At 65.1% G+C, this 20,868-nt stretch carries 26 protein-coding genes; 5 read left to right on the top strand and 21 right to left on the bottom strand.

What is annotated here, in order from left to right; translation table 11 throughout:
* Window positions 1-183 precede the first annotated feature (183 nt).
* Window positions 184-825 carry a YcbK family protein gene (locus tag GM672_RS07440; protein ID WP_155469895.1) on the top strand — a complete coding sequence of 214 codons (642 nt, stop codon included), beginning with the start codon at window positions 184-186 and terminating at the stop codon, window positions 823-825.
* 91 nt (window positions 826-916) lie between these two features.
* On the opposite strand, the gene GM672_RS07435 is transcribed toward GM672_RS07440, so the two are convergent.
* Window positions 917-1,102, bottom strand: a complete 186-nt coding sequence (locus tag GM672_RS07435) for a DUF3460 family protein (protein WP_155469894.1) — start codon at window positions 1,100-1,102, stop codon at window positions 917-919.
* 55 nt (window positions 1,103-1,157) lie between these two features.
* On the opposite strand from GM672_RS07435, the gene GM672_RS07430 reads away from it, so the two are divergent.
* Window positions 1,158-1,568, top strand: a complete 411-nt coding sequence (locus tag GM672_RS07430) for a hypothetical protein (protein WP_155469893.1) — start codon at window positions 1,158-1,160, stop codon at window positions 1,566-1,568.
* Window positions 1,569-1,676: 108 nt separating this feature from the next.
* A complete protein-coding gene (locus GM672_RS07425; protein ID WP_229417600.1) occupies window positions 1,677-3,911 on the top strand; it encodes a putative bifunctional diguanylate cyclase/phosphodiesterase in 2,235 nt (744 codons plus the stop codon).
* On the opposite strand, the gene GM672_RS07420 is transcribed toward GM672_RS07425, so the two are convergent.
* The 12 genes from GM672_RS07420 to flgB all read right to left on the bottom strand — a co-directional run bounded on the left by GM672_RS07420 (window position 3,898) and on the right by flgB (window position 13,889).
* Window positions 3,898-4,938, bottom strand: a complete 1,041-nt coding sequence (locus GM672_RS07420; protein WP_155469892.1) for a hypothetical protein — start codon at window positions 4,936-4,938, stop codon at window positions 3,898-3,900. The genes GM672_RS07425 and GM672_RS07420 overlap by 14 nt on opposite strands.
* A gap of 29 nt (window positions 4,939-4,967) precedes the next feature.
* Window positions 4,968-5,870, bottom strand: a complete 903-nt coding sequence (flgL, locus tag GM672_RS07415; protein WP_155469891.1) for a flagellar hook-associated protein FlgL — start codon at window positions 5,868-5,870, stop codon at window positions 4,968-4,970.
* 10 nt (window positions 5,871-5,880) lie between these two features.
* A complete protein-coding gene (flgK, locus tag GM672_RS07410) occupies window positions 5,881-7,254 on the bottom strand; it encodes a flagellar hook-associated protein FlgK (protein ID WP_155469890.1) in 1,374 nt (457 codons plus the stop codon).
* Between the two features lie 87 nt (window positions 7,255-7,341).
* Complete coding sequence (locus GM672_RS07405) at window positions 7,342-7,755, bottom strand: rod-binding protein (protein WP_155469889.1); 414 nt, start codon at window positions 7,753-7,755, stop codon at window positions 7,342-7,344.
* On the bottom strand, window positions 7,755-8,876 hold the full coding sequence (locus GM672_RS07400) for a flagellar basal body P-ring protein FlgI (protein WP_155469888.1): 1,122 nt from the start codon (window positions 8,874-8,876) through the stop codon (window positions 7,755-7,757). Before GM672_RS07400 ends, GM672_RS07405 begins: the two co-directional genes overlap by 1 nt.
* Window positions 8,877-8,883: 7 nt before the next feature.
* Window positions 8,884-9,546 (bottom strand): flagellar basal body L-ring protein FlgH, encoded by a 663-nt coding sequence (gene flgH, locus GM672_RS07395; protein ID WP_155469939.1) that lies wholly within the window; start codon window positions 9,544-9,546, stop codon window positions 8,884-8,886.
* A gap of 2 nt (window positions 9,547-9,548) precedes the next feature.
* Window positions 9,549-10,340 (bottom strand): flagellar basal-body rod protein FlgG, encoded by a 792-nt coding sequence (gene flgG, locus GM672_RS07390; RefSeq protein WP_188915879.1) that lies wholly within the window; start codon window positions 10,338-10,340, stop codon window positions 9,549-9,551.
* Window positions 10,341-10,433: 93 nt separating this feature from the next.
* Window positions 10,434-11,165: a flagellar basal body rod protein FlgF gene (locus tag GM672_RS07385; RefSeq protein ID WP_155469887.1), complete on the bottom strand. Its 732-nt coding sequence runs from the start codon at window positions 11,163-11,165 to the stop codon at window positions 10,434-10,436.
* A gap of 13 nt (window positions 11,166-11,178) precedes the next feature.
* Entirely contained in the window at window positions 11,179-12,393 is a 1,215-nt protein-coding gene (locus tag GM672_RS07380; protein ID WP_155469886.1) for a flagellar hook protein FlgE, read from the bottom strand.
* A 9-nt stretch (window positions 12,394-12,402) separates the two neighbouring features.
* The gene (locus GM672_RS07375; protein ID WP_155469885.1) at window positions 12,403-13,098 is read right to left on the bottom strand and encodes a flagellar hook capping FlgD N-terminal domain-containing protein; all 696 of its coding nucleotides are present in this window, start codon (window positions 13,096-13,098) and stop codon (window positions 12,403-12,405) included.
* Entirely contained in the window at window positions 13,098-13,514 is a 417-nt protein-coding gene (flgC, locus tag GM672_RS07370) for a flagellar basal body rod protein FlgC (protein WP_155469884.1), read from the bottom strand. The genes GM672_RS07375 and flgC overlap by 1 nt, the downstream gene beginning before the upstream one ends.
* A gap of 12 nt (window positions 13,515-13,526) precedes the next feature.
* Window positions 13,527-13,889: a flagellar basal body rod protein FlgB gene (flgB, locus tag GM672_RS07365; protein ID WP_155469883.1), complete on the bottom strand. Its 363-nt coding sequence runs from the start codon at window positions 13,887-13,889 to the stop codon at window positions 13,527-13,529.
* Window positions 13,890-14,003: 114 nt separating this feature from the next.
* Between flgB and flgA the strand changes: the two genes are divergently transcribed.
* Window positions 14,004-14,714, top strand: coding sequence for a flagellar basal body P-ring formation chaperone FlgA (gene flgA / locus GM672_RS07360; protein ID WP_155469882.1), 711 nt, complete (start codon window positions 14,004-14,006; stop codon window positions 14,712-14,714).
* 156 nt (window positions 14,715-14,870) lie between these two features.
* Complete coding sequence (locus tag GM672_RS07355; RefSeq protein ID WP_155469881.1) at window positions 14,871-15,569, top strand: PEP-CTERM sorting domain-containing protein; 699 nt, start codon at window positions 14,871-14,873, stop codon at window positions 15,567-15,569.
* A 63-nt stretch (window positions 15,570-15,632) separates the two neighbouring features.
* Here the strand turns inward: GM672_RS07355 and GM672_RS07350 are convergent, their stop codons facing one another.
* The 8 genes from GM672_RS07350 to GM672_RS07315 all read right to left on the bottom strand — a co-directional run.
* Window positions 15,633-16,424 carry a glycoside hydrolase family 73 protein gene (locus GM672_RS07350; protein ID WP_155469880.1) on the bottom strand — a complete coding sequence of 264 codons (792 nt, stop codon included), beginning with the start codon at window positions 16,422-16,424 and terminating at the stop codon, window positions 15,633-15,635.
* Window positions 16,411-16,857 carry a flagellar export chaperone FlgN gene (flgN, locus tag GM672_RS07345; protein ID WP_229427667.1) on the bottom strand — a complete coding sequence of 149 codons (447 nt, stop codon included), beginning with the start codon at window positions 16,855-16,857 and terminating at the stop codon, window positions 16,411-16,413. The genes GM672_RS07350 and flgN overlap by 14 nt, the downstream gene beginning before the upstream one ends.
* The gene (flgM, locus tag GM672_RS07340; protein WP_155469879.1) at window positions 16,858-17,160 is read right to left on the bottom strand and encodes a flagellar biosynthesis anti-sigma factor FlgM; all 303 of its coding nucleotides are present in this window, start codon (window positions 17,158-17,160) and stop codon (window positions 16,858-16,860) included.
* A gap of 1 nt (window position 17,161) precedes the next feature.
* Complete coding sequence (locus tag GM672_RS07335; protein WP_229427666.1) at window positions 17,162-18,136, bottom strand: flagellar motor protein MotB; 975 nt, start codon at window positions 18,134-18,136, stop codon at window positions 17,162-17,164.
* Window positions 18,120-19,040 (bottom strand): flagellar motor stator protein MotA, encoded by a 921-nt coding sequence (gene motA / locus GM672_RS07330; RefSeq protein WP_155469877.1) that lies wholly within the window; start codon window positions 19,038-19,040, stop codon window positions 18,120-18,122. The genes GM672_RS07335 and motA overlap by 17 nt, the downstream gene beginning before the upstream one ends.
* A gap of 29 nt (window positions 19,041-19,069) precedes the next feature.
* On the bottom strand, window positions 19,070-19,843 hold the full coding sequence (locus GM672_RS07325) for a FliA/WhiG family RNA polymerase sigma factor (protein WP_155469876.1): 774 nt from the start codon (window positions 19,841-19,843) through the stop codon (window positions 19,070-19,072).
* A 27-nt stretch (window positions 19,844-19,870) separates the two neighbouring features.
* Window positions 19,871-20,392 carry a flagellar basal body-associated FliL family protein gene (locus tag GM672_RS07320; protein WP_155469875.1) on the bottom strand — a complete coding sequence of 174 codons (522 nt, stop codon included), beginning with the start codon at window positions 20,390-20,392 and terminating at the stop codon, window positions 19,871-19,873.
* Between the two features lie 7 nt (window positions 20,393-20,399).
* Window positions 20,400-20,868 (bottom strand): flagellar hook-length control protein FliK (locus GM672_RS07315; protein ID WP_170299967.1); only part of this gene is annotated, 469 nt, incomplete at its 5' end.

The following is a 20,868-nucleotide window of genomic DNA, read 5'->3' as shown; positions in this document are numbered from 1 at the left end:
TCCGCCTTGAAAAAGTTAAACGTTAGCAAGTTTATCACGACTCATGGGCTGTACAAGCGGCTTAAACGAGGCTTAAAGGCGATGCAATTGTCGCCACACAGTTAAAGTGATTTCTCAAGTGTGGGCCCGATCGGCTATAGTGGCGGACAAATGTGGCGAACGATTTCGCTTTACGGGATAGCCATGGCAACGCGACGACAATTTCTGAACAAAACCCTCGGCCTGACGGCCGCAAGCTTCATCGGCGCACCGCTGGTCGGCCTCGCGCCGGCCAGGGCCGCCCAGCAGGACGGCGGCCTGGCGCCTCCGCCCGACATCTTCGATGCCCAGGCCCTGGACCTGGAGTTCTGGGTCAAGCCCCGCACCATCACGGTGACGCGTCCGCAAAGCGGCGAAAAGGCCTCCGTGCTGTACTGGAAGGACGGCGAAGTGATCGAGTCGGCCTATCAGCAGCTGTGCCACCTGCTGCGCGACGTGAACGGCAAGGAAACGGCGCCGATCGACCCGAAACTGCTGGAAACGCTGTGGGGTGCGCAGGCTTTCGTGGCCCGCTACGGCATCGAAAGCCCCGTCGAAATCCTGTCCGGCTACCGCACGCCCGCGTCGAACCAGCGCCTGCGCGAGCAGGGCATTCCCGCCGCGCGCCAGTCGCTGCACATGGAAGGCAAGGCGGCCGACGTGCGCATCGCCAACCTGAACGAGGAAGTGCTGGGCGGCCTGGTGAAAAGCTTCCGCCAGGGCGGCGTCGGCTTCTACTACCGGGGCGGCCCGCGCGGCGGCTGGATCCATGCCGACACGGGCCTGAAGCGCACGTGGAAGGGCTGATGCCCGTGCTGCAATAGTGGCAGGGCCGGGCCCTTCAGCAACAGTGGAAGGACTGGCGCCCGTCCTGCAATAGAGGAAGGGCCCGGGCCCTTCAAGAATAATAGTAGGGCTTGGGCGGCACGCTGTCCTTGGCCTGACGCTTCTGCGCGTCCAGGTCGACGATCCGGTCCCACCAGATCTGCCAGCCCCGGCGCTGGTCTTCCACCACGGCGGGGTGCTCGGCGATATAACTGTCCAGGAACTGCTCATATTCCGAGACGTAGCGGGTCAGCTTCATTTTTCCTCCTTTCTTCGGTTACACTGCCGGCCTGTCATCCTTTCAGGTTCGCCCCATGCACGACTCTCCCGATCAAGACGAAACGGCCCGGCCACGCTTCCGGCCAGTGCCCTGGACGGGCCTTGAGACGCCGGCCGACGTGGAGTTGTGGATTGCCGAACACAACCTGGCCCTGCAGGAGCATATCCGCCCCAACGAGACCGGTTTCGGCGTCAAGTTCACCCTGGCCGAAGGCGGCGACATCTTCATGCAGACGGTGGACAATGCCATCGTCCTCGATGTTACGCCGGATGCGGACTGGGTGGCGCCGTTGATTACGGCCATTGCCCGCGCCGAACCGCCCAAGGGTTCGCTGTGGATACTGCCGGACGACAAGCTGGTGCAGCTGATCATGGGCCTGTCCAGCCTGATCGCCAGCACGACCCTGGTGGTCGATCACCCGTTCAGCCGCCGCCGCATGTTCTGACAGGCGCGGGCCGCGCGCGCTCGACTTGTTCAATCGTGCATGGTAGTCTGATCCGGCACTCTCGACAGGCGCGGGAGGGCATTCGGGCGCTAGACTTCCAGGGCACGCATGGACAATCACGAACGCAAGTCGTCATCCTCCACCAGCACGACCGGCAGCCTGGCCGACCTCGGCAGCCTGGCCAGCCTGCTGCCGCACGAGGCCATGCTGATGGCCATCGGCGGCGGCGCCGCGGTGCGCCCCGAAGGCGTGCCCGGCCGCGTGCCCGTCGAGCGCGAGCAGGCCCTGTTCGGCGAACTGCACCTGCTCGCGCCGATCGGCTATTTCCTTCTCGACGGCGACAGCACCACCATCCTCCAGACCAACCTGGTCGGCGCCGACCAGATCGGCATCGACCGCCTGGCGCCGGACCGGCACCGCTTCCGCAGTTTCGTCGCGCCGCGCTTCCTGGGCGACTTCGATGCGTGGCTGGCGCGCGTGCGCTCCAGCAGCAAGCCCCTGCGCTGCCAGCTGCAGCTCACGGCACGCCGCGGCGACCAGGGCATTCCCGTTACCCTGATCGGCCACGCCGGCAGCCAGTACCTGAGCCTGACGGTGGAACCGGCCGAAGGGCGCCTGACCCTGGTGGAGCAGAGCGAGGAACGCTTCCGCCGCATCGTGCAGACGGCCAGCGAAGGCATCTGGGAACTCGACACGTCGGCCCGCACCACCTTTGTCAACCCGCGCATGGCCGACATGCTGGGCTACCGCATCGAGGAAATGCTGGAGCAGCCGCTGGTGCATTTCATGGACACGGAAGGGCGCTCGATCCTGGAACGCAATATCGCCCGCCGCCAGCAGGGCATGGCGCAGCGGCGCGAGTTCAAGTTCATCCGCAAGGACGGCGCCGAGCTGTGGGTGCACCTGGCCAGCAATCCCATCTTCGACGCCCGCGGCAATTACCGGGGCGCGCTGGCGCTGGCCAGCGACATCACCGAGCACAAGGAGTCGGCCGACCTGGCCTGGCACCAGGCCAATTTCGATTCGCTGACGGGCCTGCCGAACCGGAACATGTTCCATGACCGGCTACGCCATGAAATGCGCAAGGCGCGCCGCGACGGCGCCTTCCTGGCCCTGCTGTTCATCGACCTGGACCAGTTCAAGCAGATCAACGACAGCTTCGGCCACGACCAGGGCGATGCCTTGCTGGTGGAAGCGACGCGCCGCATCGGCGACTGCATGCGCGCCTCGGACACGCTGGCCCGCATCGGCGGCGACGAGTTCGTCGCCATCCTGCCGGGCCTGGCCCATGTGCAGGATGCCGAGCGCGTGGCCGAGGACGTCATCGGCGTGCTGAACCGCCCGTTCGACCTGTCCGGCCAGCAGGGCCATATCTCCGGCAGCGTCGGCATCGCCCTGTATCCGTCCGACGCGGCCGATGCCGAGGAACTGCTGCGCCACGCGGACCAGGCCATGTACGCGGCCAAGAACGGCGGGCGCAACCGCTACAGCTACTTCACGCCGGACATGCAGGCCCAGGCCCAGCAGCGCATGCGCCTGGCCGCCGACCTGCGCCGCGCAGTGGCGCGCCAGGAATTCGAACTGTACTACCAGCCCATCATCAACCTGCAAAGCGGTGTCATCGAGCGGGCCGAGGCCCTGCTGCGCTGGCACCATCCGGAACGGGGCCTCCTGAACCCGGGCGAGTTCATCGCGGGCGCCGAATCGTCCGGCGTGCTGCAGGAAATCGGCGACTGGGCCTTCCGCAGCGCGGCCGACCAGGTGCAGGCGTGGCAGAAGGAGCTGGGCCGGCCGTTCTCGATCAGCATCAACCAGTCGCCCGGCCAGCTGCGCACGGACAACCAGCGCTGGCAGGGCCATGTGACGGGCCTGGCCCTGCCGCCGCGCAGCATCGTCATCGACGTGCCGGAAGACCTGCTGAACGAACCGAACGGGGAGGCGCTGGCGCAACTGCGCCGTCTGCGAGCGATGGGCCTGCAGGTGGCGCTGGACGACTACGGCACGGGCCACGCGGCCCTGTCGCAACTGAAGAAATCGGAAATCGACTACCTGAAGATCGACCGCAGCTTCGTCTCCGGCCTGACGGGCGACGACGGCGACCTGGCCCTGTGCGAAGCCATCATCGTGCTGGCCCACAAGCTGGGACTGGAGGTGGTGGCCGAAGGGGTGGAAAGCGAAGCGCAGCTGGGCTTGCTGCGGGAAGCCGGCTGCGATTACGCGCAGGGCTATGTGTATGCCCGGCCGGCACCCGCGTCGGAGCTGCTGGCGCTGGCACGCGCCGGCGCCGTGCCGGCCCTGACGGCCGACGGCGGCGTCGGCCGCAACGGTGTCAGCGCAGCGTAAGGAGCGAGACGACGCGCTCGCGGTTGATGCCCACCAGGGCCGACGTCAGGGCCTGCAGCGACTGGTAGCCCGGTTCCTTGGCGATGGTGGCGAACTTGTCGGCGATATCCTCGACGCCGGCTGTTTCGATTTCCGGCATGCTGTTCTCGGCGCGCATCGTCGCCGCGTTCAGCTCCTGGCGCACCTTCGACAACGCCGCTTCCACGTGCGACAGCGCCTGCATCACCTGCTGCAGCGTCTCGCGCATGGCTTCGATATCGCCCGTGCCCCAGTTCTCCGGCATCACGGCCGGCGCTTCCGCTTCCACCTTCAGCCGGTTCAGCTGGCCCGTGGGGAAGCGGATGCCGCTGCCTTGCACGGCAATCGCATCGCGCACGGCCGGGTAGTTGGCTTCGTCGGTGGAGAAGGTCAGCTCGCCATCCTGGCCCATCGACACGCGCACGCCGGCCGGCGCCAGGGCCTGGTCGAAGCGGCTGACGATCTCGCTGTCCGACAGGCCCGGGCCCAGGTGCACCGAGCGCATGCCCTGGGTGCCGCCGCCCACCGAGATGGCCAGGGTTTCGCGCCCGCCGTTGCGCAGGTTGGCCAGGTTCATGCCGCGCACGGCGAAGCGCTGGCTGGCGGGCTCGCCCTTGTTGAAGTTCAGGCGTGCGTCGAGCGAGCCGCCGGTGGCCTCGCGGCGCGTGCGCCATGTGTCGTTGAACTGGCGTACCTGCTGCTCGACCTGGCCGTCGCGCATCTGGCGCGCGGCCAGCTTGGCCGACAGGTCCGACTTCAGGGCCCGCAACTGCGCCGCGCTCTGTTCCAGGAAATCGACCGCCTGCTGAGCGCTGGAAATATCGTTCTGCAGGGGCTGGTCCCAGTTGCTCAGTCCGCGCCGCAGCGGCGCTGGCGTGCTGGCGGTGAGCGAGGAACCGGGGTCCTGGGCAGCGCCCGCGTTCGCAACACCGGCCTGGTCCAGCGAGGATGCTGAGCCGGAGGAGTCGGTGGCGATGCCGGAGGTACTGGAGCGCTGGATGATTTGCATGGCGATGTCAGTGCGAAATTACTACATGGTTACAGCACGCTGAACAGCGATAAATTGCTGATTTTTGCGTACGATTGATAACTGGCCTGGAGTGCCATATTGTATCCCGCCAGCTCGCTGGAGGCGACTCCGTAGTCGAGTGCGCCCAAATCGTGCATGGCGGTGCGGTTCGACAGGCTGACGTTGGCGTGGTTGCCGTCCAGGGTCGTCAGCACGTTCTGGGCGCCGCCGAACTTGGCGATTTTGCCCGACAGCATTTCCTGCGTGGCCTCGACGCTGCCCATGGCGTTGCTGAGGATGCTCTTCAGCGGATCGTGCGACGAATCCGTCGTCGTGTTCTTCAACGCGTCGATGGCCGTGTTCAAATCGTTCAGCAGGGTCTCCACGCCGCCCACGTCGACATTGACGGTCTGCGTGATGCCATTGCCGACGACGACCTTCTGTTCCTTCGTGTTGCCGTCGAACTTGTAGGTGACGCCGTCCGTGTCCAGCACGATGGGCGGCTTCGTCGTTTCCGTGCCGGAGAAGATGTACTTGCCTTCCTGGTCGCGCGTGTTGGCGTTGTACAGCACGCTGTCACGCAAGGCTTCCAGGCTGTTTACCATCGACTTCAGGTCGTCCGGCGTGTTGCTGCCATCGGCCGCCCATACGAGCAGGTCGTGGGCCGCGCCCAGGTCGCCAACCATGCCGGACAGGTAGCTTTCGTTCTTCGTCAGGCGAATCTTGACGGCGCCGATATTCTCGCGGTACTGGCCGACGATGGCTTCCTCGCGCGTCAGGCGCGAAATGCGCACGTTCGTCACGGGGTCGTCCGACGGCACGATAATCGATTTGCCGGTGGCCATCTGCTGCGTCAGGCGCGACGTCATCGTCTGGTTCAGCTCCAGCGAGCGGTTCATCGTGGCCTGGTACTGGGTGGTTGCGATACGCATGGTGGACTCCTTAACCGAACATGGCCAGGGTGGAATCGAACAGCTGGTTCGCCACCGACAGCACCTTCATATTGGCCTGGTACATATTCTGGAACTCCACCAGGTTGATGGCTTCCTCGTCGCGGTTGACGCCGCTCGTGGCGGCCCAGTCGTCCTCGGCCTGCTGGCGGATCGTCTTGGCCGTGTTCATCAGCGACTGGTTCTGCTGGCTGTCGATGGCCAGCTTGCCCACCAGCTGGGTGTCGGCGTCGCCGATCGACACGGTGCCGATGGAACCGAGCGTGACGGTCGACTGCTTGATCGCCACCAGCAGTTGCAGGTTGGTGCTGTCGCCGGCCGGCTGGCCCGCTTCGGCAAATGCCAGGTCGGCCGCCGTGAAGTCGTCCGGCACGGACAGGATGCCGCCGGCACCGCCGCCGCTGGCCGAGAACAGGGCCTTGCCGGGATTGCCGGCCGGGTCCGTGCCTGCCGCCAGCTGGGTATTCACGGCCGTGGCCAGTTGCTCGCCCAGTTCGCGGATCGACTGCTGCAGCGGCAGCAGGGTATTGCGTTCAAAATTGCCCAGGCCGCCCAACTGGCCGCCCATCTTCGAATCGTCGACGGCGTAGGTGGAGTTGGTGAAGGCCACCTGCAGTTGCGGCGAACCGCTGGTCGTGTCGATCTTCAGGGAACCTGCCAGCTTGCCCACCACCAGCGGCTGGCCCGTCTTCAGCGAGATCGTACGCGAGCCGTCCGGCTGCTCGAGCACTTCGATGGCCGCCAGCTTCGACAGCTCGTCGATGGCGACGTCGCGCTCGTCGATCAGGCCCGACGTGTTCGTGCCCAGCGAGCCGGCCGTCGTGATGCGTTCGTTCAGCGAAGCGATGTTCGCCGTCAGCGTATTGAACTTGGGCAGCACCGATTCGCGCTGCTGCTGCACCGAGATCTGCTGGGTACGGGTGACGGCGTAGATGCTGTTGAAGCTTTCCGTCATCGCGTGGGCGGCCGTGACGACCTGGCCGCGCAGGGGACCGGACGTGGGGTCTTCGCCGACGGCGTTCAGGGCCTTGAAGAAGTTGTCAATGCCGTTGGACAGGCTGGACTGGTCGTCGCCCATCACCTGTTCCAGCTGCGTCAGGTAAGGCTGCACCTGGGTCCGCTGGCCCAGCTCGGCGTTGGAGCGCCACATCTGCTGGGTCTTGTACGAATCGGAAAAACGCAGCATCGAGCTGACCTCGACGCCGGAGCCCGCGCCTTGCGCGTTGTAGCCGGCCGTGACCGCCGTCAGCAGCACGCCCTGGCGGGTGTAGCCGCGCGTCTGCAGGTTGGCGATGTTCTGGCTGGCGGCGTTCAGCGAAGCCTGGGCGGCGACGGCACCCGACAGTGCGTTGTTGATAATGGTCATGGCGGAATTCCTGGTCTCGGCGTGCCGGCCAGGAATCGTTCCCGTCAGCACCGTTACTTGTATAAGGCGACAGGGCCTTGGGATTTATTAAACCGCCGGCGAATTTTTCGCGTCGACAATTTTATTGGTGCCGTTGTCAACCTTGTTGACGGCCGGCGGCAGCAGCTGGCGCAGGATGGCGTCGGCCACGCCGAAGGCGCGCTGGCCGGCCAGCTGGTCGGCCACGAGGTTGTCGGCCATGTCCAGCATGTCGCTGTTAATCGAGTCCTTGTAGATGCTGTCCTCGCCCGCCATTTCCTTCGTCGAGCTGCGCATCTGCTTGAGCATATGGCCGATGAAGAAGCTTTCGAACTTGACGGCGGCCTCGTCGGCCTTCTTCAGGAAGGCGGCATCCTGGGGCGAGGCGGCGGCCGGGGCCACCGTTTTCGCCAGCCCGGTGTCGGCCTTGTCGAGGCCCAGGCCGAGGCCGGAGGCGGGGAGGGCGGGCAGGCGGTTGTCCATCAGATCACCACCAGTTCGCCTTCGATGGCGCCGGCCTGGTCGAGCGCCTGCAGGATCGCCATGATGTCGTCCGGGGTCGCGCCCAGGCTGTTGACGACGTCGATGATCGACTGCAGCTTGGCGCCGGCCGGCCACTTGAACATCTGGCCGGAGCCCTGGTCCACGCTGACGTTCGAGTTCGGTGTGACGGCCGTCTGGCCGCCCGAGAACGCGCCCGGCTGGCTGACCTTGGAGCTTTCCGAGATCACCACCTTGAGCGAACCGTGCGTGACGGCCGCGGCCTTCACGCGCAGGCCGTCGGCGATGACGACGGTGCCCGTGCGCGAATTGAACACGACGCGGGGATTTTCCTGGCCCTGTTCGATCGACAGGCTTTCCAGGCGGGCCATGAAGGCCACGCGCTGGGTCGGGTTTTCCGGTGCCACCACGGCGATGCTGGTGGCGTCGTCCGTGCTGGCGACATTGCCGAATTTCTTGTTGATCGAGTCGACGATATTGGTGGCCGTCTCGAACGAAGGGCGCTTGAGCGACAGGCGCACGGTGGCGCTGGTGGAGAAATCGGTGGCGATTTCCCGTTCGATCATGGCGCCATTCGGAATCCGGCCGGCTGTGGGCGTGTTCACCGTGACGGAGGAGCCGCTCTTGCCGGCGGCGGACAGGCCGCCCACCACCACGTTGCCCTGGGCCAGTGCATAGGTTTCATTGTCGGCCGCGCGCAGTGGCGTGAGCAGCAAGGAGCCGCCACGCAGGCTCTTGGCGTCGCCCAGCGACGAGACGGTCACGTCGATCGGCTGGCCGCGGCGGTAGCCGGGCGGGAACACGGCCGACACCATCACGGCCGCCACGTTCTTGCTTTTCGCGTCGGCGCCGTCCGGCATCTTGACGCCGAACTGCTTCAACATGTTGACGACGGACTGGCTGGCGAACTTCACCTGGGTCGAGTCGCCGCTGCCGTTCAGGCCGACGACGAGGCCATAGCCGACCAGCGGGTTCTCGCGCACGCCCTCGATGGAGACGAGGTTGCGCAGCACCTGGGCGGCGTGGGCCGGCGCGGCGGCCAGCAGCAGGGCGCTGCCGGCGAGGACGCCGGCAACGAGGTTTTTCAGAGCACGGTTTTTCATCTGCACCTTAGAACGGCATCAACGGGCCGAGGAAGAAGCGCTGCAGCCAGCCCGGCTGCTGGGTATCGGCCAGGGTGCCCTGCGCCGAATAGGCGATGCGGGCATTGGCGATGCGTTGCGACGACACCTGGTTGTTGGCGTCGATATCGGCCGCGCGCAGGTAGCCGCGCAGGCGCACGAATTCCTCGCCCTGGTTCAGCGTCAGGCCTTTTTCGCCCGCCACTTTCAACAGGCCGTTCGGCATGACTTCCTGGACGATGACGGTGATGGCGCCGGACAGGGCGTTCTGTTGCGTCGCCGTGGCGTCGCCCTGGAACGAGTGGGTCGAGTTCAGCTCCACGCCGGCTTTCGGGAACACCTTGCCCAGCAGGGAAGGGGCGGCGACGCCGACCCCGGAGTCCTTGCCCAGCTTGGTGCCGGCGCTTTTCGACGCCTGCGTGGTTTCCTGCAGGATCACCGTGACGAGGTCGCCGACACGGAAGGCGCGGCTGTCCGACGTCAGCGACAGGCCGCTGTCGGCCGAGAACACGCCGCCGGAGACGCCGCGCGGCGCGGCCGAGCGGGCCACGGTGGGCGCGTCGTCGAACGGACCGGGGCGCACTGCCGGCGGTTGAAGGGTGGCGCAACCGGCCAGCAACAACGCGGCCATTGCGCTCAGTTGCGCTTTCATCATTATCGGGCTGCCTGGGCGAGGTATTGCAGCATATTGTCGGCTGCGGACAAGACTTTCGTGTTCATTTCGTACGTACGTTGGGCCGCGATCATGTCGACCATTTCTTCCACGACCTGCACGTTCGACGCTTCCAGCGCACCCTGCTTGATCTTGCCGAACTGGGCGTCGCCGGGGCGGCCTTCCGTGGCGGCGCCCGAGGCGGCCGTTTCCATGAACAGGTTCTCGCCCAGGGCTTGCAGGCCGGCCGGGTTGATGAACGACGTCAAGGTCAGCTGGCCCAGTTCCGTCGGCGTCGTGTTGCCGGGAATCGTGGCCGACACGGTGCCGTTCTCGGCGATCGTGATCGACGTGGCATTGTTCGGTACGGTGATCTGCGGCACCAGGGGCAGGCCCTGAGCGTTGATCAGCACGCCGTTCGCGTCCAGGCCCAGTTGGCCGGCGCGGGTGAAGCCCGCTTCGCCGTTCGGGCGGCGCACCTGCAGGAAACCGTTACCGCTGACCATGACGTCATACTGGTTGCTGGTGATCTGCGCGTTACCCGTCGTAAACACCTTCTGCGTGCCGACGACGTGGGTACCGTTACCCAGCTGTACGCCGGTCGGCGCCAGCGTGTTGTTGTCCGCGCGCTGGGCGCCCGGCTGGCCTTCGACCGAGTAGAACAGGTCTTCGAAAACAACGCGGTCCTTCTTGAAGCCGACCGTGTTGGCGTTGGCCAGGTTATTGGCGATGGCCTGCAGCTTGGCATCTTGTGCCTGCACGCCCGTCTTGCTGATCCACATTGCTGGATTCATCGATTACTCCGTGTAAGTGTTGCGCTAGTTCATTTTACGGCATGCTGCTGGGCAACTTTACTCAGCAGTAGGAAATAAACTTCCTGCCGTGGCTTAGCCGCCACCGATCAGGCGGTTGCCCGCCTGCGTCATGTCGTCGGCGGCCTTGAACAGTTTCATCTGGACTTCGAAGGTGCGGGTCAAGCTCATCGTGGCGACCATCTCTTCGACGGCCGACACATTGCTTCCTTCCAGATGACCGGCGCGCACCTCCACCGTGTTATCCGTGGGCAGGGGCTGGCCGTCGCGTGCGACGAGCAGGCCTGCCTCATTCTTGGTCAGTTCGCTGCCTTCGGCCCGAACCAGTTTCAGCTTGTCAATCACCTGCATTTCACCGATACCGCCCGGGCTCTGGATCGACACGGTGCCGTCCTGGCCGATTTCGATCCTGCTGTGCTGGGGCAGGGTGATGGGACCGCCTTCACCCAGCAGCTGCATGCCGTTGACGGTCATCGTGCCGTCCGCGTCCAGCGTGATATTGCCGGCGCGGGTATAGGCTTCGCCCGTCGGGCCCTGCACGGCGAACATGCCGGGGCCGGACATGGCCACGTCGAGGTCGCGGCCGGTGGGGCGCAACGTGCCCTGCTTGGTCGACACGGCATTGGCCTGCAACTGCGTCATGTGGCGGTCGTCGTAGCCGTAGCCGGGCAGGGCTTGCGCCGTGGCCAGTTCCATATTCGCCCGGAAGCCGGTGGTGTCGGCATTGGCGAGATTGTTGGCGTGCACCTGCTGGCCCCGCAGGGCCCGCTCGGCGCCGCTCATCGCGGTGTAGATCAGCGCATCCATGAGCCGGCTCCGCTTACAGTGCCTGCATCAGCGACTGCAGCATCTGGTTCTCGGTCGTGATGACCTTCGAGTTCGCCTGGTAATTGCGCTGCGAACCCATCAGACCGACCAGTTCCGACGTGATGTCCACGTTCGAGCCTTCCAGGGTGGCGATGGCCAGGCCACCGGCGACGCTTTCGCCCGGGTTGCTCTCGGTAATCGTACCGACGTCGCCGTTGGCGCTCCAGCTGGTGTCGTTCACGGGAGTCAGCGCATCTTCGTTCGACATCGTGGCGATCAGGATCTGGCCGACGGCCTGCTGCTCGCCGTTCGAGTACTTGGCGATGACCTTGCCGTCGCTGCCCAGTTCCACGCCCACGTACTGGCCCGTCGTGTAGCCGTCGGCCACGTTGGTCGACGTCGTCGCTTCACCGGCCTGGAAGGTGGTGCCCGTGTAGTCGACAGTGATGGCGCCGTTGGCGGCCGGCGGCGCGGCGAACGTGATGGCATTCGTGGCCGTCGTCGTGTCGAGCTTGCCCGAGCTGTCGAACTTCAGGGTGGTGCTGGCACCCGTCAGGGCCGGCGCGCCGTCCACCAGCGTGTGCACGGTGACGTCGAGGGAAGCGTCGCCGGTGCGGGCGAAGTACTGCGTCACCGTGTGGGCCACGCCCTGGGTGTCGAATGCAACCGTCGTCTTCGACATATTGTAGGTCGATGGGTCGGGCGGCGTGGCCGCCGTCGGCGCGGCCGGGAAGGTACCGACGGGTGCCTTCCAGTCGGCCGACAGGTTGGCGGCGAAATCGATCGCCGTCGATGCCTTGGCTGCCAGGGTCGTGGTCGGCACGAGGATGTCGCCTTTCGGGCCCGGTGCGGCCACGCCCGGGGTCAGCTTGGCGCCCTGGACACGGCGACCGGCGCTGTCGACGAGAAAGTCGGAACCGTCCTTCGTGAAGATGCCGACGCGGCTGTAGACTTCCTGGCCGGACGAGGTCTTGCTGATGAAGAAGCCACGGCCGTCGATCGACGCGTCCATCGAACGGCCCGTGTTGAGCACGCCGCCGGTCAGGGCGATGTTCTGCGTGGTCGAACCGATCTGGGCGCCGGTGGGCTGGCTGCCTGCGTACATCGACGAGAAGTTGGCGCGCTGGGCCTTGTAGCCGTAGGTGCCCGCGTTGGCGATATTGTTCGAAATGCTGTTCAGTTGCTCGTTGATGGCCTGGATGCCGGACAGTGCGATATTGAAGCTCATGGGAAGTCCTTACAAAGTAGAAGTGACGGCGCCGGCAGCGGCGACGGTATTGGGCTTACCGTTGAAAGCGGTAACGTTGCTCGGTGCGACTTCGCCCACGTTGGCGATGTTCAGCACAATGCTGCCGGTCGAGCTGAGTCGAACACTGTTCAGGCGTCCGGCGATATCCACCGGTGGCAGCTCGCCCGAGCTGGTGACGACCTTCATCTTGTAGGAACCCGCCGGCAAGCCCATTGCCGTCGGATCGATCGAGAACGGCACGCTGCCCGCGGACAGCGGACCGAGTGCCAGTTCGTGGTCCTGGCCGCCGCTGTCGGTCAGCACCAGGGTGGTCTTGCTGCTGTTGCCCGACAGGGTAACGGCACCGTTGACCTTGGCGCCATCGAGCTGGACGGTGCCGACATTGGCCATCACTTCGGAACCGACCTGGCCGCCCAGTGCCAGCACCTGCATGCTTTGCAGCACGCTGGCGTTGTTGCTGGTCAGGGAAGCCAGGCTCTGCAACGCTTCCGTCTGGGACAGCTGGGTCAGCTGCTGGACGAATTGCGACGGATCGGACGGCTCCAGCGGGTCCTGGTTCTGGATCTGCGCCACCAGCAGCTTGGTGAACATTTCCTTGCTTTCGCTGGTACCGTTGGCCAGCGGCGAGGCGCCGGTGGAATTGGCGCCGCTGCCGGTCGCGTTCGTGAAGAGATTGGTTTCCATTACATTTCACCCAGTTTCAGCAGAGATTGCTGCATCGACCGTACCCGGCCCATGACTTCGACATTGGTTTCAAAGGCGCGCGAGGCGGACATCATGTCCGTCATTTCGGCCACCTGGTTGACGTTGGGGTAGAACACCATGCCCTCGGCGTTGGCGACAGGGTTGTCCGGCTCGTATACCTTGCGCAGCGGCTCGGCGCTCTGCACCACGTCCAGCACCTGCACCCGTCCGCCTGCTTCGGCGTTCGGGCCTTCGTTCATGACGGCCGCGAACACGGGCTTGCGGGCACGATAGGTGTCGTTTTCGTTGCCGGACACGGAGTCGGCATTGGCCAGGTTCGATGCGACGGTGTTCAGCCGTACCGTTTGCGCGGCCATTGCCGAACCGGCGATCTGCGAAATATCCTTGAAACTCATGCGGTACCTCCCTTACTGGCCGTTGATGGCCTTGGCCAGACCCTTGAGCTTCATATTGATGAAGGTCAAGCTGGTCTGGAAATCGGTGGCGTTCTGCGAGAACGCCGCTTGCTCGATGCCGATCTCGACAGTGTTGCCGTCGCCGGTCGGGTGGAAGGGCACGCGGTACAGCGGATCGCTGTCCGACAGCAGCGCCAGGCCGCCATCGGCGCTGGACTGTGCCTGTGCCATCGATGCCGCGAAGTCCATGTCCTGGGCCTGGTAGCCCGGCGTGTTCTCGTTGGCGATATTGGATGCCAGGATGCGGGTGCGCTCCGAGCGCAATTGCAGCGCGTTGGCGTGCACGCCGGTTGCTTCCTTAAAATTGATTCCCATTTGTTTCTCTCCTGAATGGGCCGCCTACATGGCGGAACAGCCCATGTAAAATGGCCACGACCTGGATTGCATCAAACGTTACGACCTCGAACACCTGTTTTAAAGGTATTGCCCATGTTCAATAAACGAATTTTACCTTGGTTTCCCGTGTTGTTGCTCGTCGGCACGATTGAAATTTCGGGCGCCGCCACAGTGACACCCGAGCGGCTTGTCGCCCAGGTACAACAAGCGGCGCAAGGCGAGCTGAAGCGGCATGCCGAACTGGCCAATTGGGCCGCGCCGCGCTTCGAAATCGAGGTTGTCAAAAATACCCGTCCCATCGGCCCGTGCAATGCGGCCCCCAGAGTGGAGACGGTCGATGCGCGCTCGCCGGCGCGGATGCGTTTCGTGGCAATCTGTCCAGACCAGGGCGGCTGGCGTTATGAATTCCTCACGCGGGCCCGGATATCCGCCGAAGTTGCTGTGGCGGCAAGTGACTTGTCAAGTGGGAAAACTCTGTCCACGCAAGACGTGTTGCTGGAGCGCCACGATATCAGTGGCATGCCCGACAGTTTCTCGGATCTGGCCGCCGTGCAGGACATGGCAACCCGCCGCACGATCCGCGCCGGCTCCGTCTTGCGCCAGAACATGCTGGTGGCACCCACCCTCGTCAAGCGCGGCGAGCCGGTGCGCATCGTCGCCAAGCGCGACCAGATCGAAGTGAGCATGGCCGGCGAGGCGCTGGACACGGGCGCGCGCGGCGCCAGCATCCGTGTCAAGAACGCCAGCGGCGTTACCATCCGCGCCCGCGTGACGGACATCGGGCAGGTCGAGCCGGTCGAATAGGGACTGGCCGAAAAGCAATTTATGTCGAAAAATCAGACACTTAGAAGGGAATCAAAGGCACGCCACACGCTCCTGTGAGACGTGGCCGCGGCTGCTAAGTTGAAGGCGTATGCCGGTACGGTGCCGGCATCGCCCACACTAACTCGAGGAGCCACCATGTACACGCTTGCCCAACGCACCATGCACCACGCCGGCTTTATGCACCACGTCGGCCGCGCCCTTGCCGCGACCGCCGCTTCCCTGCTGCTTGCCGCGTCCGCCCACGCCGCCATCGGCAATGCCGACTCTTCCGACGTCACGCTGGCCGGCCAGCCGGCCGATGCTTTTGCCTTCGCCGACGGCTGGAACCCCCATGCGGGCCCGAACGGCGACACCAGCGGCTTCGGGACCGCCTTCGATGCTTACGGCGCCGGGGCGTGGACGATGATCGACCGGGCCGACACGACGCACGGTTTCGACGGCACGGGCGTCCTCACCTTCACGCTGACGCAGGATACGGGCACGAGCGGCCTGTGGAGCGTCACCAATCCCAGCACGACGATGAACGTCACGCTCGACCTGGTGTTTGCCATCCATGCCGGCGGCTCGGGCGGGGCCTGGCTGTTCGACAACCAGACCGTGCTGGCGAAGCAGACGCTGGACGGCACATGGCAGATCGAGTGGGTCAACGGCGGCGGCAATGTGCCGGACTATTCGAACGTCACCCTGTTCGGCCGCGATATCGTCATGACGCCCGTGCCCGAGCCGAGCACGTACGCGATGCTGCTGGCGGGCTTGGTGGGGCTGGGGTTATGGCGGAAGGGGACTGTCCCCGCACGGGGACCGTCCCCATTTTTTGCTTTTGCTGCTGGGTAGGCTGATCCAGCAAAAAAAATGGGGTCAGTCCCCTTGTTACGCTGAGGGCGAGCGCTGCGGCCTTCACTTAACGGGGACAGACCCCGAAGCGACCCTGGCAGCGAGCTTCGACAACTTCTGCGCATACGCCGGGTCGGTGGCGTAGCCGCCCTTGGCCAGGCCGGTGGCAAAGGCATGGGCGTCGGCGCCCGTGTTCAGGGCATTCCTGTAGCGGGGATTATCGGCCAGCAGGGTGGCGTAGTCGCGGAAGGCACTGGCCTGGTCCGGGTAGCTGCGGAACTTCTCCACTTTCTTCAGGGCCGCGCCGTGCTCGTATTCGGTAGTGACGTTGGCGGCCACGTCGCCCTGCCAGGAACCCCCGGCCTTGATGCCGAACAGGTTGTTGCTGTCGGCCGTGCCGTTGCGCAAGGGGCGCTGGCCCCAGCCCGATTCCAGCGCAGCGTGGGCGGCGACGAGATCGGGCGACACGCCCAGCTTGCGGCCCGCTTCTTCCGCATACGGCCGGATCGATGCGAGGAACTGCTGCTGCAGGTCGCCGTCGATGCCGCTGTTGGCCATGTCGCCATCGATGACGCCGCTGCTGTCCGGCGCGCTGGCGGCCAGGCGGGCGCGCAGTGCGGCGCCGTCGGCCGTCAGCGTGCCGTCGGACTGGCCCGTGAAGCTGCCGCCGCCGTTGTCAATGAAATTGGCGACGTCGCCCTGCACCTGGCGGAAGGCGGCGGAAAAGCCGGCGCCGGCCGATGTGCCGGCGGAAAAGCCGGCGGGCAGGGCGGGGCGGGCCGCCGACATATTCGATGCCGTGGCGGCGGTCGCCTGGGTCGGCACGGTGGCAAACGTGAAATCAGACCGGTTCATAGAGTTGATCATCTCCGTGCAGCACGCGCTGCATGATCGTGAATTGTTCAGCCAGCAATTCGCCGTTGCGCTTGCCGGCCGCCTTGGCCGCTCCCACCATCTGTTCCAGTGCCGTCCAGTCGGACAGGGCACGCGCACGCGCATCGGCCCGGAGCAGGGCGAATGCGGCTTCCATCGTCGGCTCGGGGCCGGTCAGTATTGTCGCCAGTGCAACGCGCCGGGCGCGCCGGCTTTCCAGCGTATCGACCAGCGTGCCGATGGCTGCGGCGATGTCGCCCAGCCGTTCGCGCTGGTGCCGGATGGCGGCGTCGAACTGCTCGTCGAGCAGTCCCAGCAGCTGGCCGTAGCCGTCGCGGTCGTCAAGCAGGCCTTGCAGCAACTGCTTCATGGCCTCCTGGCGCGACAGCGGCGCAGGGGCACCAAGCGGCTTCACTCAATGCTCTCCGTGAAAGCGCTGGATCAACCCGGCAAGCTTGTTGGCATTGAACGGCAGCTCGCCCTTGGCCAGCGCATCGCGCAACATGGCCACTTTTTCATGGTCCATGTCGGGCATTTCCTTCATCGCCTGCAGGGCCGGCTGCATGACCGCCGACTGCAGGGTTTCCCCGGCCACGCGGGCCGGTGCGCGCACGGTGTCGGCCGGGGCCGAATCCGTCACGGTCTGCACTGCCATGCTGCCTGGCGCACCACTTGAAATACGCATACGTTGACCTCTTGACTTCGTTTCAATTGCCATGTCAGTTACTCCCCGGCTGCAGCTTGTCGCGCAGCTGCTTCAGGGCGCCGACATCGGGGATTTCCGCGTCGATGCCCGGGGCCAGTTCTTCCTTGTTGCCCGGCATGCCGAACATCGCGGCGATCGCGCCGGCCTGCCCGCGGGTCAGGATCAGCAGTTCGATGCGGCGGTTGACGCCGGCGGCGGCATGTTTGGTATCGAGGGGTGCCCGGTCGGCCATGCCGACCACCTGCAGCACGCTGCCGGTCGGCATGCTGCCGGCCAGCAGCTGGGCCCGGGCCGACATGGCACGGTTCGACGACAGGTTCCAGTTCGAAAATGCGGAATGGCTGGTGTCCGCATATTGTAACGAATCCGTGTGCCCAACGATCAGCATTTGGTTCTCCATGCGTGCAAATAGGGGGCCCATCTTGCGCATAAGTGTCGTAAATTTGCCCGTCGGCACTGCGCTGCCCCGGACAAACATGCCTTGTCGATCAGTATCGTGCAACATCACGCGCAGGCCGTACGGCGTCACCACCGACTGCAGATTGCTGGCCAGGCCGGCATCCTTGCTCATTTCGGCCAGGGCCTTGGCCAGCAGTTGCAGGTCGTCCGGCGTTTCATAGCTGACCTTCGACGGTGCCGCCTGAGGGCTGTTTTCCGTGCTTTTCTCGGCCTTGCCGTCCGTGTCCGTATTGCCCGTGCGGGGCATCGGGAAGCGGTCGATCATGCTGCCGCGGGGACCGCCCACCTGCTCGGGCATGACGCCCTTGCCCTGGTTGGTCTTGTTGCCGTCCGCTTCCGTCAGGATCTGTTCCAGGCTTTCCGTGTTGCGGGCGGCCATCAGCCACAGCACCAGGAACAGGCACATCAGGGCCAGACAGAAGTCGGCGAAGGCTACCTTCCAGGCACCGCCGTGCTCGTCGTGGGCATGCTTGCCGCCCCCGCGCTTGACGATGGTGGTTTCATGGTGTTTCTCATGCGGCTTTAGCACGGCCACCTCCTCGACGCGAAGCATCGCCGCCGGAATCGTCGCCGCCGCCTTCCATTGCCGTGATCCAGCTTTCCAGCTGGGCGAAGCTCGGCTTCGTGTTCAGTTGCACCAGGCGGCGGCCCGAGTCGATTGCCAGCAGGGCCGGCTTGCCGGCCACGTGCGTGACCAGCACGACCTTGACGATTTCCATCGTCGACGCTTCCTCGCCCACCAGCTGCTTGAGCATATTGCAGATCGGATCGATCAGGCCGTAGCACAGGAAAATACCGATGAAGGTACCGACCATGGCCGCACCCACCTTCTCGGCGATTTCGCCGGACGAGGCGCCGCCGCCCACGGTACCCATCGTGATGACGATGCCCAGCACGGCGGCCAGGATGCCGAAGCCGGGCATGGCTTCGCCGATCTTGTTGAGCGACTTGGCCGGCTGCGTCAGTTCTTCGTGGATCAGTTCCAGTTCCTGCTCCAGCACGCCTTCCAGCTCGTGGGCGTTGATCTTGCCCATCGCCATCAGGCGGAAGTTGTCGACGATGAAAGAGAGCAGCTTCTGTTCTTCCAGCACGAGCGGGTAGCGCTGGAAGATGGCGCTGTCCTTCGGCGCTTCCACGTGGGCGTCCAGGGCCTTCAGGCCGCCGGCGGCCAGTTGCAGCAGCTCGTACATCAGCAGCAGCAGCTGGCGCTGGAATTCCGAGTCGTATTTTTTGCGTACGACGATCTTCTTCAGCTGGTGGGTCAGCTCGTGCAGCACGTGGCCGGGGTTGCCCAGCACGAGGGCGCCCGCGCCGGCGCCGGCGATGACGAGAATCTCGATCGGGTGCCAGATGGCCGCGAAGGTGCCGCCCATCAGCGTGTAACCGCCGAAGACGCTGCCGAAAATAATCAGAAAGCCAATAATCTGCTGCATGGTGAAATCCTTTTTTTAGCGTGCGCGGCCTATGCCTGCAACACCGCTTTCATCTTATTGAGGGCCGCCTTGTTGAGCTGGCACACGCGGGCATCCGTCAGGTCCAGCACGGCCGCGATTTCCTTGTAGCTCAGCTCGAACTCGTAGTACATCTGCACGACACGCTGTTCCCGTTCGTTCAGGCCGTTCAGGGCCTGTTCCAGGCTGCGCCGCAGCATCAGCTGGTCTTCCGGGCTGGGCGAGCTGCCGCCGCTGCCGTCGGTCGCCTGCTGCTCCTGCAGCAGGTCGTCGAAGCTGGCCAGCACTTCGGCGCTCTCGTCGAGCTGGTAGGCCATGTATTCGTCGGCCGTGATGCCCAGGCCGGCAATGGCTTCCGCTTCGGACGGTTCACGGCCCAGCTTGCGGGTGAGCTGGCGCACGCCGTCGCGCAGCTTGTGGCTTTGCTGGCGCACGGCGCGGGGGCGCCAGTCCTGCCGGCGCAGTTCGTCCAGGATGGCACCGCGGATGCGCAGGCTGGCATAGCTGCCGAAGGCAGCGTCCGGCTCGCCGTAGCGGCGCAGCGCTTCCAGGAGGCCCATCAGGCCGATCTGTTCCATGTCCTCGCGGTCGATCGCACCGGCGATCTGCGAGTTGAGCTGACGAACGATCTTCTTCACCAGGGGCGAATACGCCAGCAGGTGTTTCTGCTCGGCCGCCGGGCTCATCTCGGCGGTCGCGCTGGTTGCGGCGAATGCTTCGCCGTAGCTTTCGCCATAGCTTGCGCCATAGCTTTCGGTGTAGTTCTCGGTAGCTACAAAAGCCATGCTTGCCTCACTGTCCGTAACGCCGCATCACTCAATGATCAGCTTGCCGATCATGACTTCCGTGAAGGGCTGCTCGCGGCCTGCCTCCTCGTAGGTCGTCTCGTAGGCCTTGTTCAGCTCTTCTGCGAACTGGTCGATCGTCATGGCCTGGGCCTTTTCCATCGACAGGCCCGACAGCTGGCGCACGGCCACGCTGCGCAGCAGCGGCAGGTGTTCCTTCGCTTCCTTTTCCTGCTTGACGGGCGTGGCCACGACCAGGTCGGCCGACAGGTAGTGCGACACGTTGTCGCCCGGCGCGCGCCGCAGCATGACGATGACCTTGTCGACGGTGAGGTACTTCAGCGGCTGGGCTTCCTCGTCGTCCTTGTCTTCCTTCTTCTTTTTCTTGGCCTTGCCGTCCGCCTTGGCGTGCTTCGCATCGCCCTCGGTGGCATGCTCGGCCGCCGCTGCCTCGGCCTTCTGGGCCGAGAAATACCACACGGCGCCGCCGGCACCGCCGGCGCACAGCAGTGCGACCCCGGCGAAGGCGATGATGAGCTTCTTGTTCATTTATTCCTTACTCCCGCTCGGTTTGCATGGCAAAGGTGGACGGCACTTCGTCGCCTTCGCTCAGCGCACGGCCCGGGCCGCGTTGCTGTTGTTCGCGTTCGCCGCCATTGCCGCGACCGCTGCCGTCGGCCAGGCCGCGGCTGTTCGATGCCGAGACCGTCACGGCGACGTCGTTGAATTGCCGCGTCGACAGGTCCTGGCGCATATTGTCACCCACGGCGTTCAGCTGCCGCAGCACCTCGCCATTGCTGGCCGACAGGTTCACCTGCAGCGAGCCGGCGCTGTGCCGGATCGAGATTTCGATGCTGCCCAGGTTGGGCGGATCGAGCCGGATCACGGCGTGTTCGCTGTTGCGCTGCAGTTGCAGCTGCAGGCGGTCGCCCAGGGCGGCACGCAGCGGCTGCTGCCAGCCGTCGGGGCTGCCGGCCAGCTTGACGACGTCCGGCGCGGCGGTGGCGTCGGCAGCCAGCGGCGCG

This window comes from Pseudoduganella buxea (assembly GCF_009720835.1).
In the GTDB taxonomy this organism is placed as follows: Bacteria; Pseudomonadota; Gammaproteobacteria; order Burkholderiales; family Burkholderiaceae_D; genus Rugamonas; species Rugamonas buxea.
The sequence above is the reverse complement of the archived record's forward strand: the minus strand, read 5'-3'. Positions and strand labels throughout refer to the sequence as shown.

What these genes read in the sequence shown, in the direction of transcription:
- GM672_RS07440 (WP_155469895.1), top strand. Translation starts at nt 184, where the DNA reads ATGGCAACGCGACGACAATTTCTGAACAAAACCCTCGGCCTGACGGCC.
- GM672_RS07435 (WP_155469894.1), bottom strand. Translation starts at nt 1,102, where the DNA reads ATGAAGCTGACCCGCTACGTCTCGGAATATGAGCAGTTCCTGGACAGT.
- GM672_RS07430 (WP_155469893.1), top strand. Translation starts at nt 1,158, where the DNA reads ATGCACGACTCTCCCGATCAAGACGAAACGGCCCGGCCACGCTTCCGG.
- GM672_RS07425 (WP_229417600.1), top strand. Translation starts at nt 1,677, where the DNA reads ATGGACAATCACGAACGCAAGTCGTCATCCTCCACCAGCACGACCGGC.
- GM672_RS07420 (WP_155469892.1), bottom strand. Translation starts at nt 4,938, where the DNA reads ATGCAAATCATCCAGCGCTCCAGTACCTCCGGCATCGCCACCGACTCC.
- flgL (WP_155469891.1), bottom strand. Translation starts at nt 5,870, where the DNA reads ATGCGTATCGCAACCACCCAGTACCAGGCCACGATGAACCGCTCGCTG.
- flgK (WP_155469890.1), bottom strand. Translation starts at nt 7,254, where the DNA reads ATGACCATTATCAACAACGCACTGTCGGGTGCCGTCGCCGCCCAGGCT.
- GM672_RS07405 (WP_155469889.1), bottom strand. Translation starts at nt 7,755, where the DNA reads ATGGACAACCGCCTGCCCGCCCTCCCCGCCTCCGGCCTCGGCCTGGGC.
- GM672_RS07400 (WP_155469888.1), bottom strand. Translation starts at nt 8,876, where the DNA reads ATGAAAAACCGTGCTCTGAAAAACCTCGTTGCCGGCGTCCTCGCCGGC.
- flgH (WP_155469939.1), bottom strand. Translation starts at nt 9,546, where the DNA reads ATGAAAGCGCAACTGAGCGCAATGGCCGCGTTGTTGCTGGCCGGTTGC.
- flgG (WP_188915879.1), bottom strand. Translation starts at nt 10,340, where the DNA reads ATGAATCCAGCAATGTGGATCAGCAAGACGGGCGTGCAGGCACAAGAT.
- GM672_RS07385 (WP_155469887.1), bottom strand. Translation starts at nt 11,165, where the DNA reads ATGGATGCGCTGATCTACACCGCGATGAGCGGCGCCGAGCGGGCCCTG.
- GM672_RS07380 (WP_155469886.1), bottom strand. Translation starts at nt 12,393, where the DNA reads ATGAGCTTCAATATCGCACTGTCCGGCATCCAGGCCATCAACGAGCAA.
- GM672_RS07375 (WP_155469885.1), bottom strand. Translation starts at nt 13,098, where the DNA reads ATGGAAACCAATCTCTTCACGAACGCGACCGGCAGCGGCGCCAATTCC.
- flgC (WP_155469884.1), bottom strand. Translation starts at nt 13,514, where the DNA reads ATGAGTTTCAAGGATATTTCGCAGATCGCCGGTTCGGCAATGGCCGCG.
- flgB (WP_155469883.1), bottom strand. Translation starts at nt 13,889, where the DNA reads ATGGGAATCAATTTTAAGGAAGCAACCGGCGTGCACGCCAACGCGCTG.
- flgA (WP_155469882.1), top strand. Translation starts at nt 14,004, where the DNA reads ATGTTCAATAAACGAATTTTACCTTGGTTTCCCGTGTTGTTGCTCGTC.
- GM672_RS07355 (WP_155469881.1), top strand. Translation starts at nt 14,871, where the DNA reads ATGTACACGCTTGCCCAACGCACCATGCACCACGCCGGCTTTATGCAC.
- GM672_RS07350 (WP_155469880.1), bottom strand. Translation starts at nt 16,424, where the DNA reads ATGAACCGGTCTGATTTCACGTTTGCCACCGTGCCGACCCAGGCGACC.
- flgM (WP_155469879.1), bottom strand. Translation starts at nt 17,160, where the DNA reads ATGGCAATTGAAACGAAGTCAAGAGGTCAACGTATGCGTATTTCAAGT.
- motA (WP_155469877.1), bottom strand. Translation starts at nt 19,040, where the DNA reads ATGCAGCAGATTATTGGCTTTCTGATTATTTTCGGCAGCGTCTTCGGC.
- GM672_RS07325 (WP_155469876.1), bottom strand. Translation starts at nt 19,843, where the DNA reads ATGGCTTTTGTAGCTACCGAGAACTACACCGAAAGCTATGGCGCAAGC.
- GM672_RS07320 (WP_155469875.1), bottom strand. Translation starts at nt 20,392, where the DNA reads ATGAACAAGAAGCTCATCATCGCCTTCGCCGGGGTCGCACTGCTGTGC.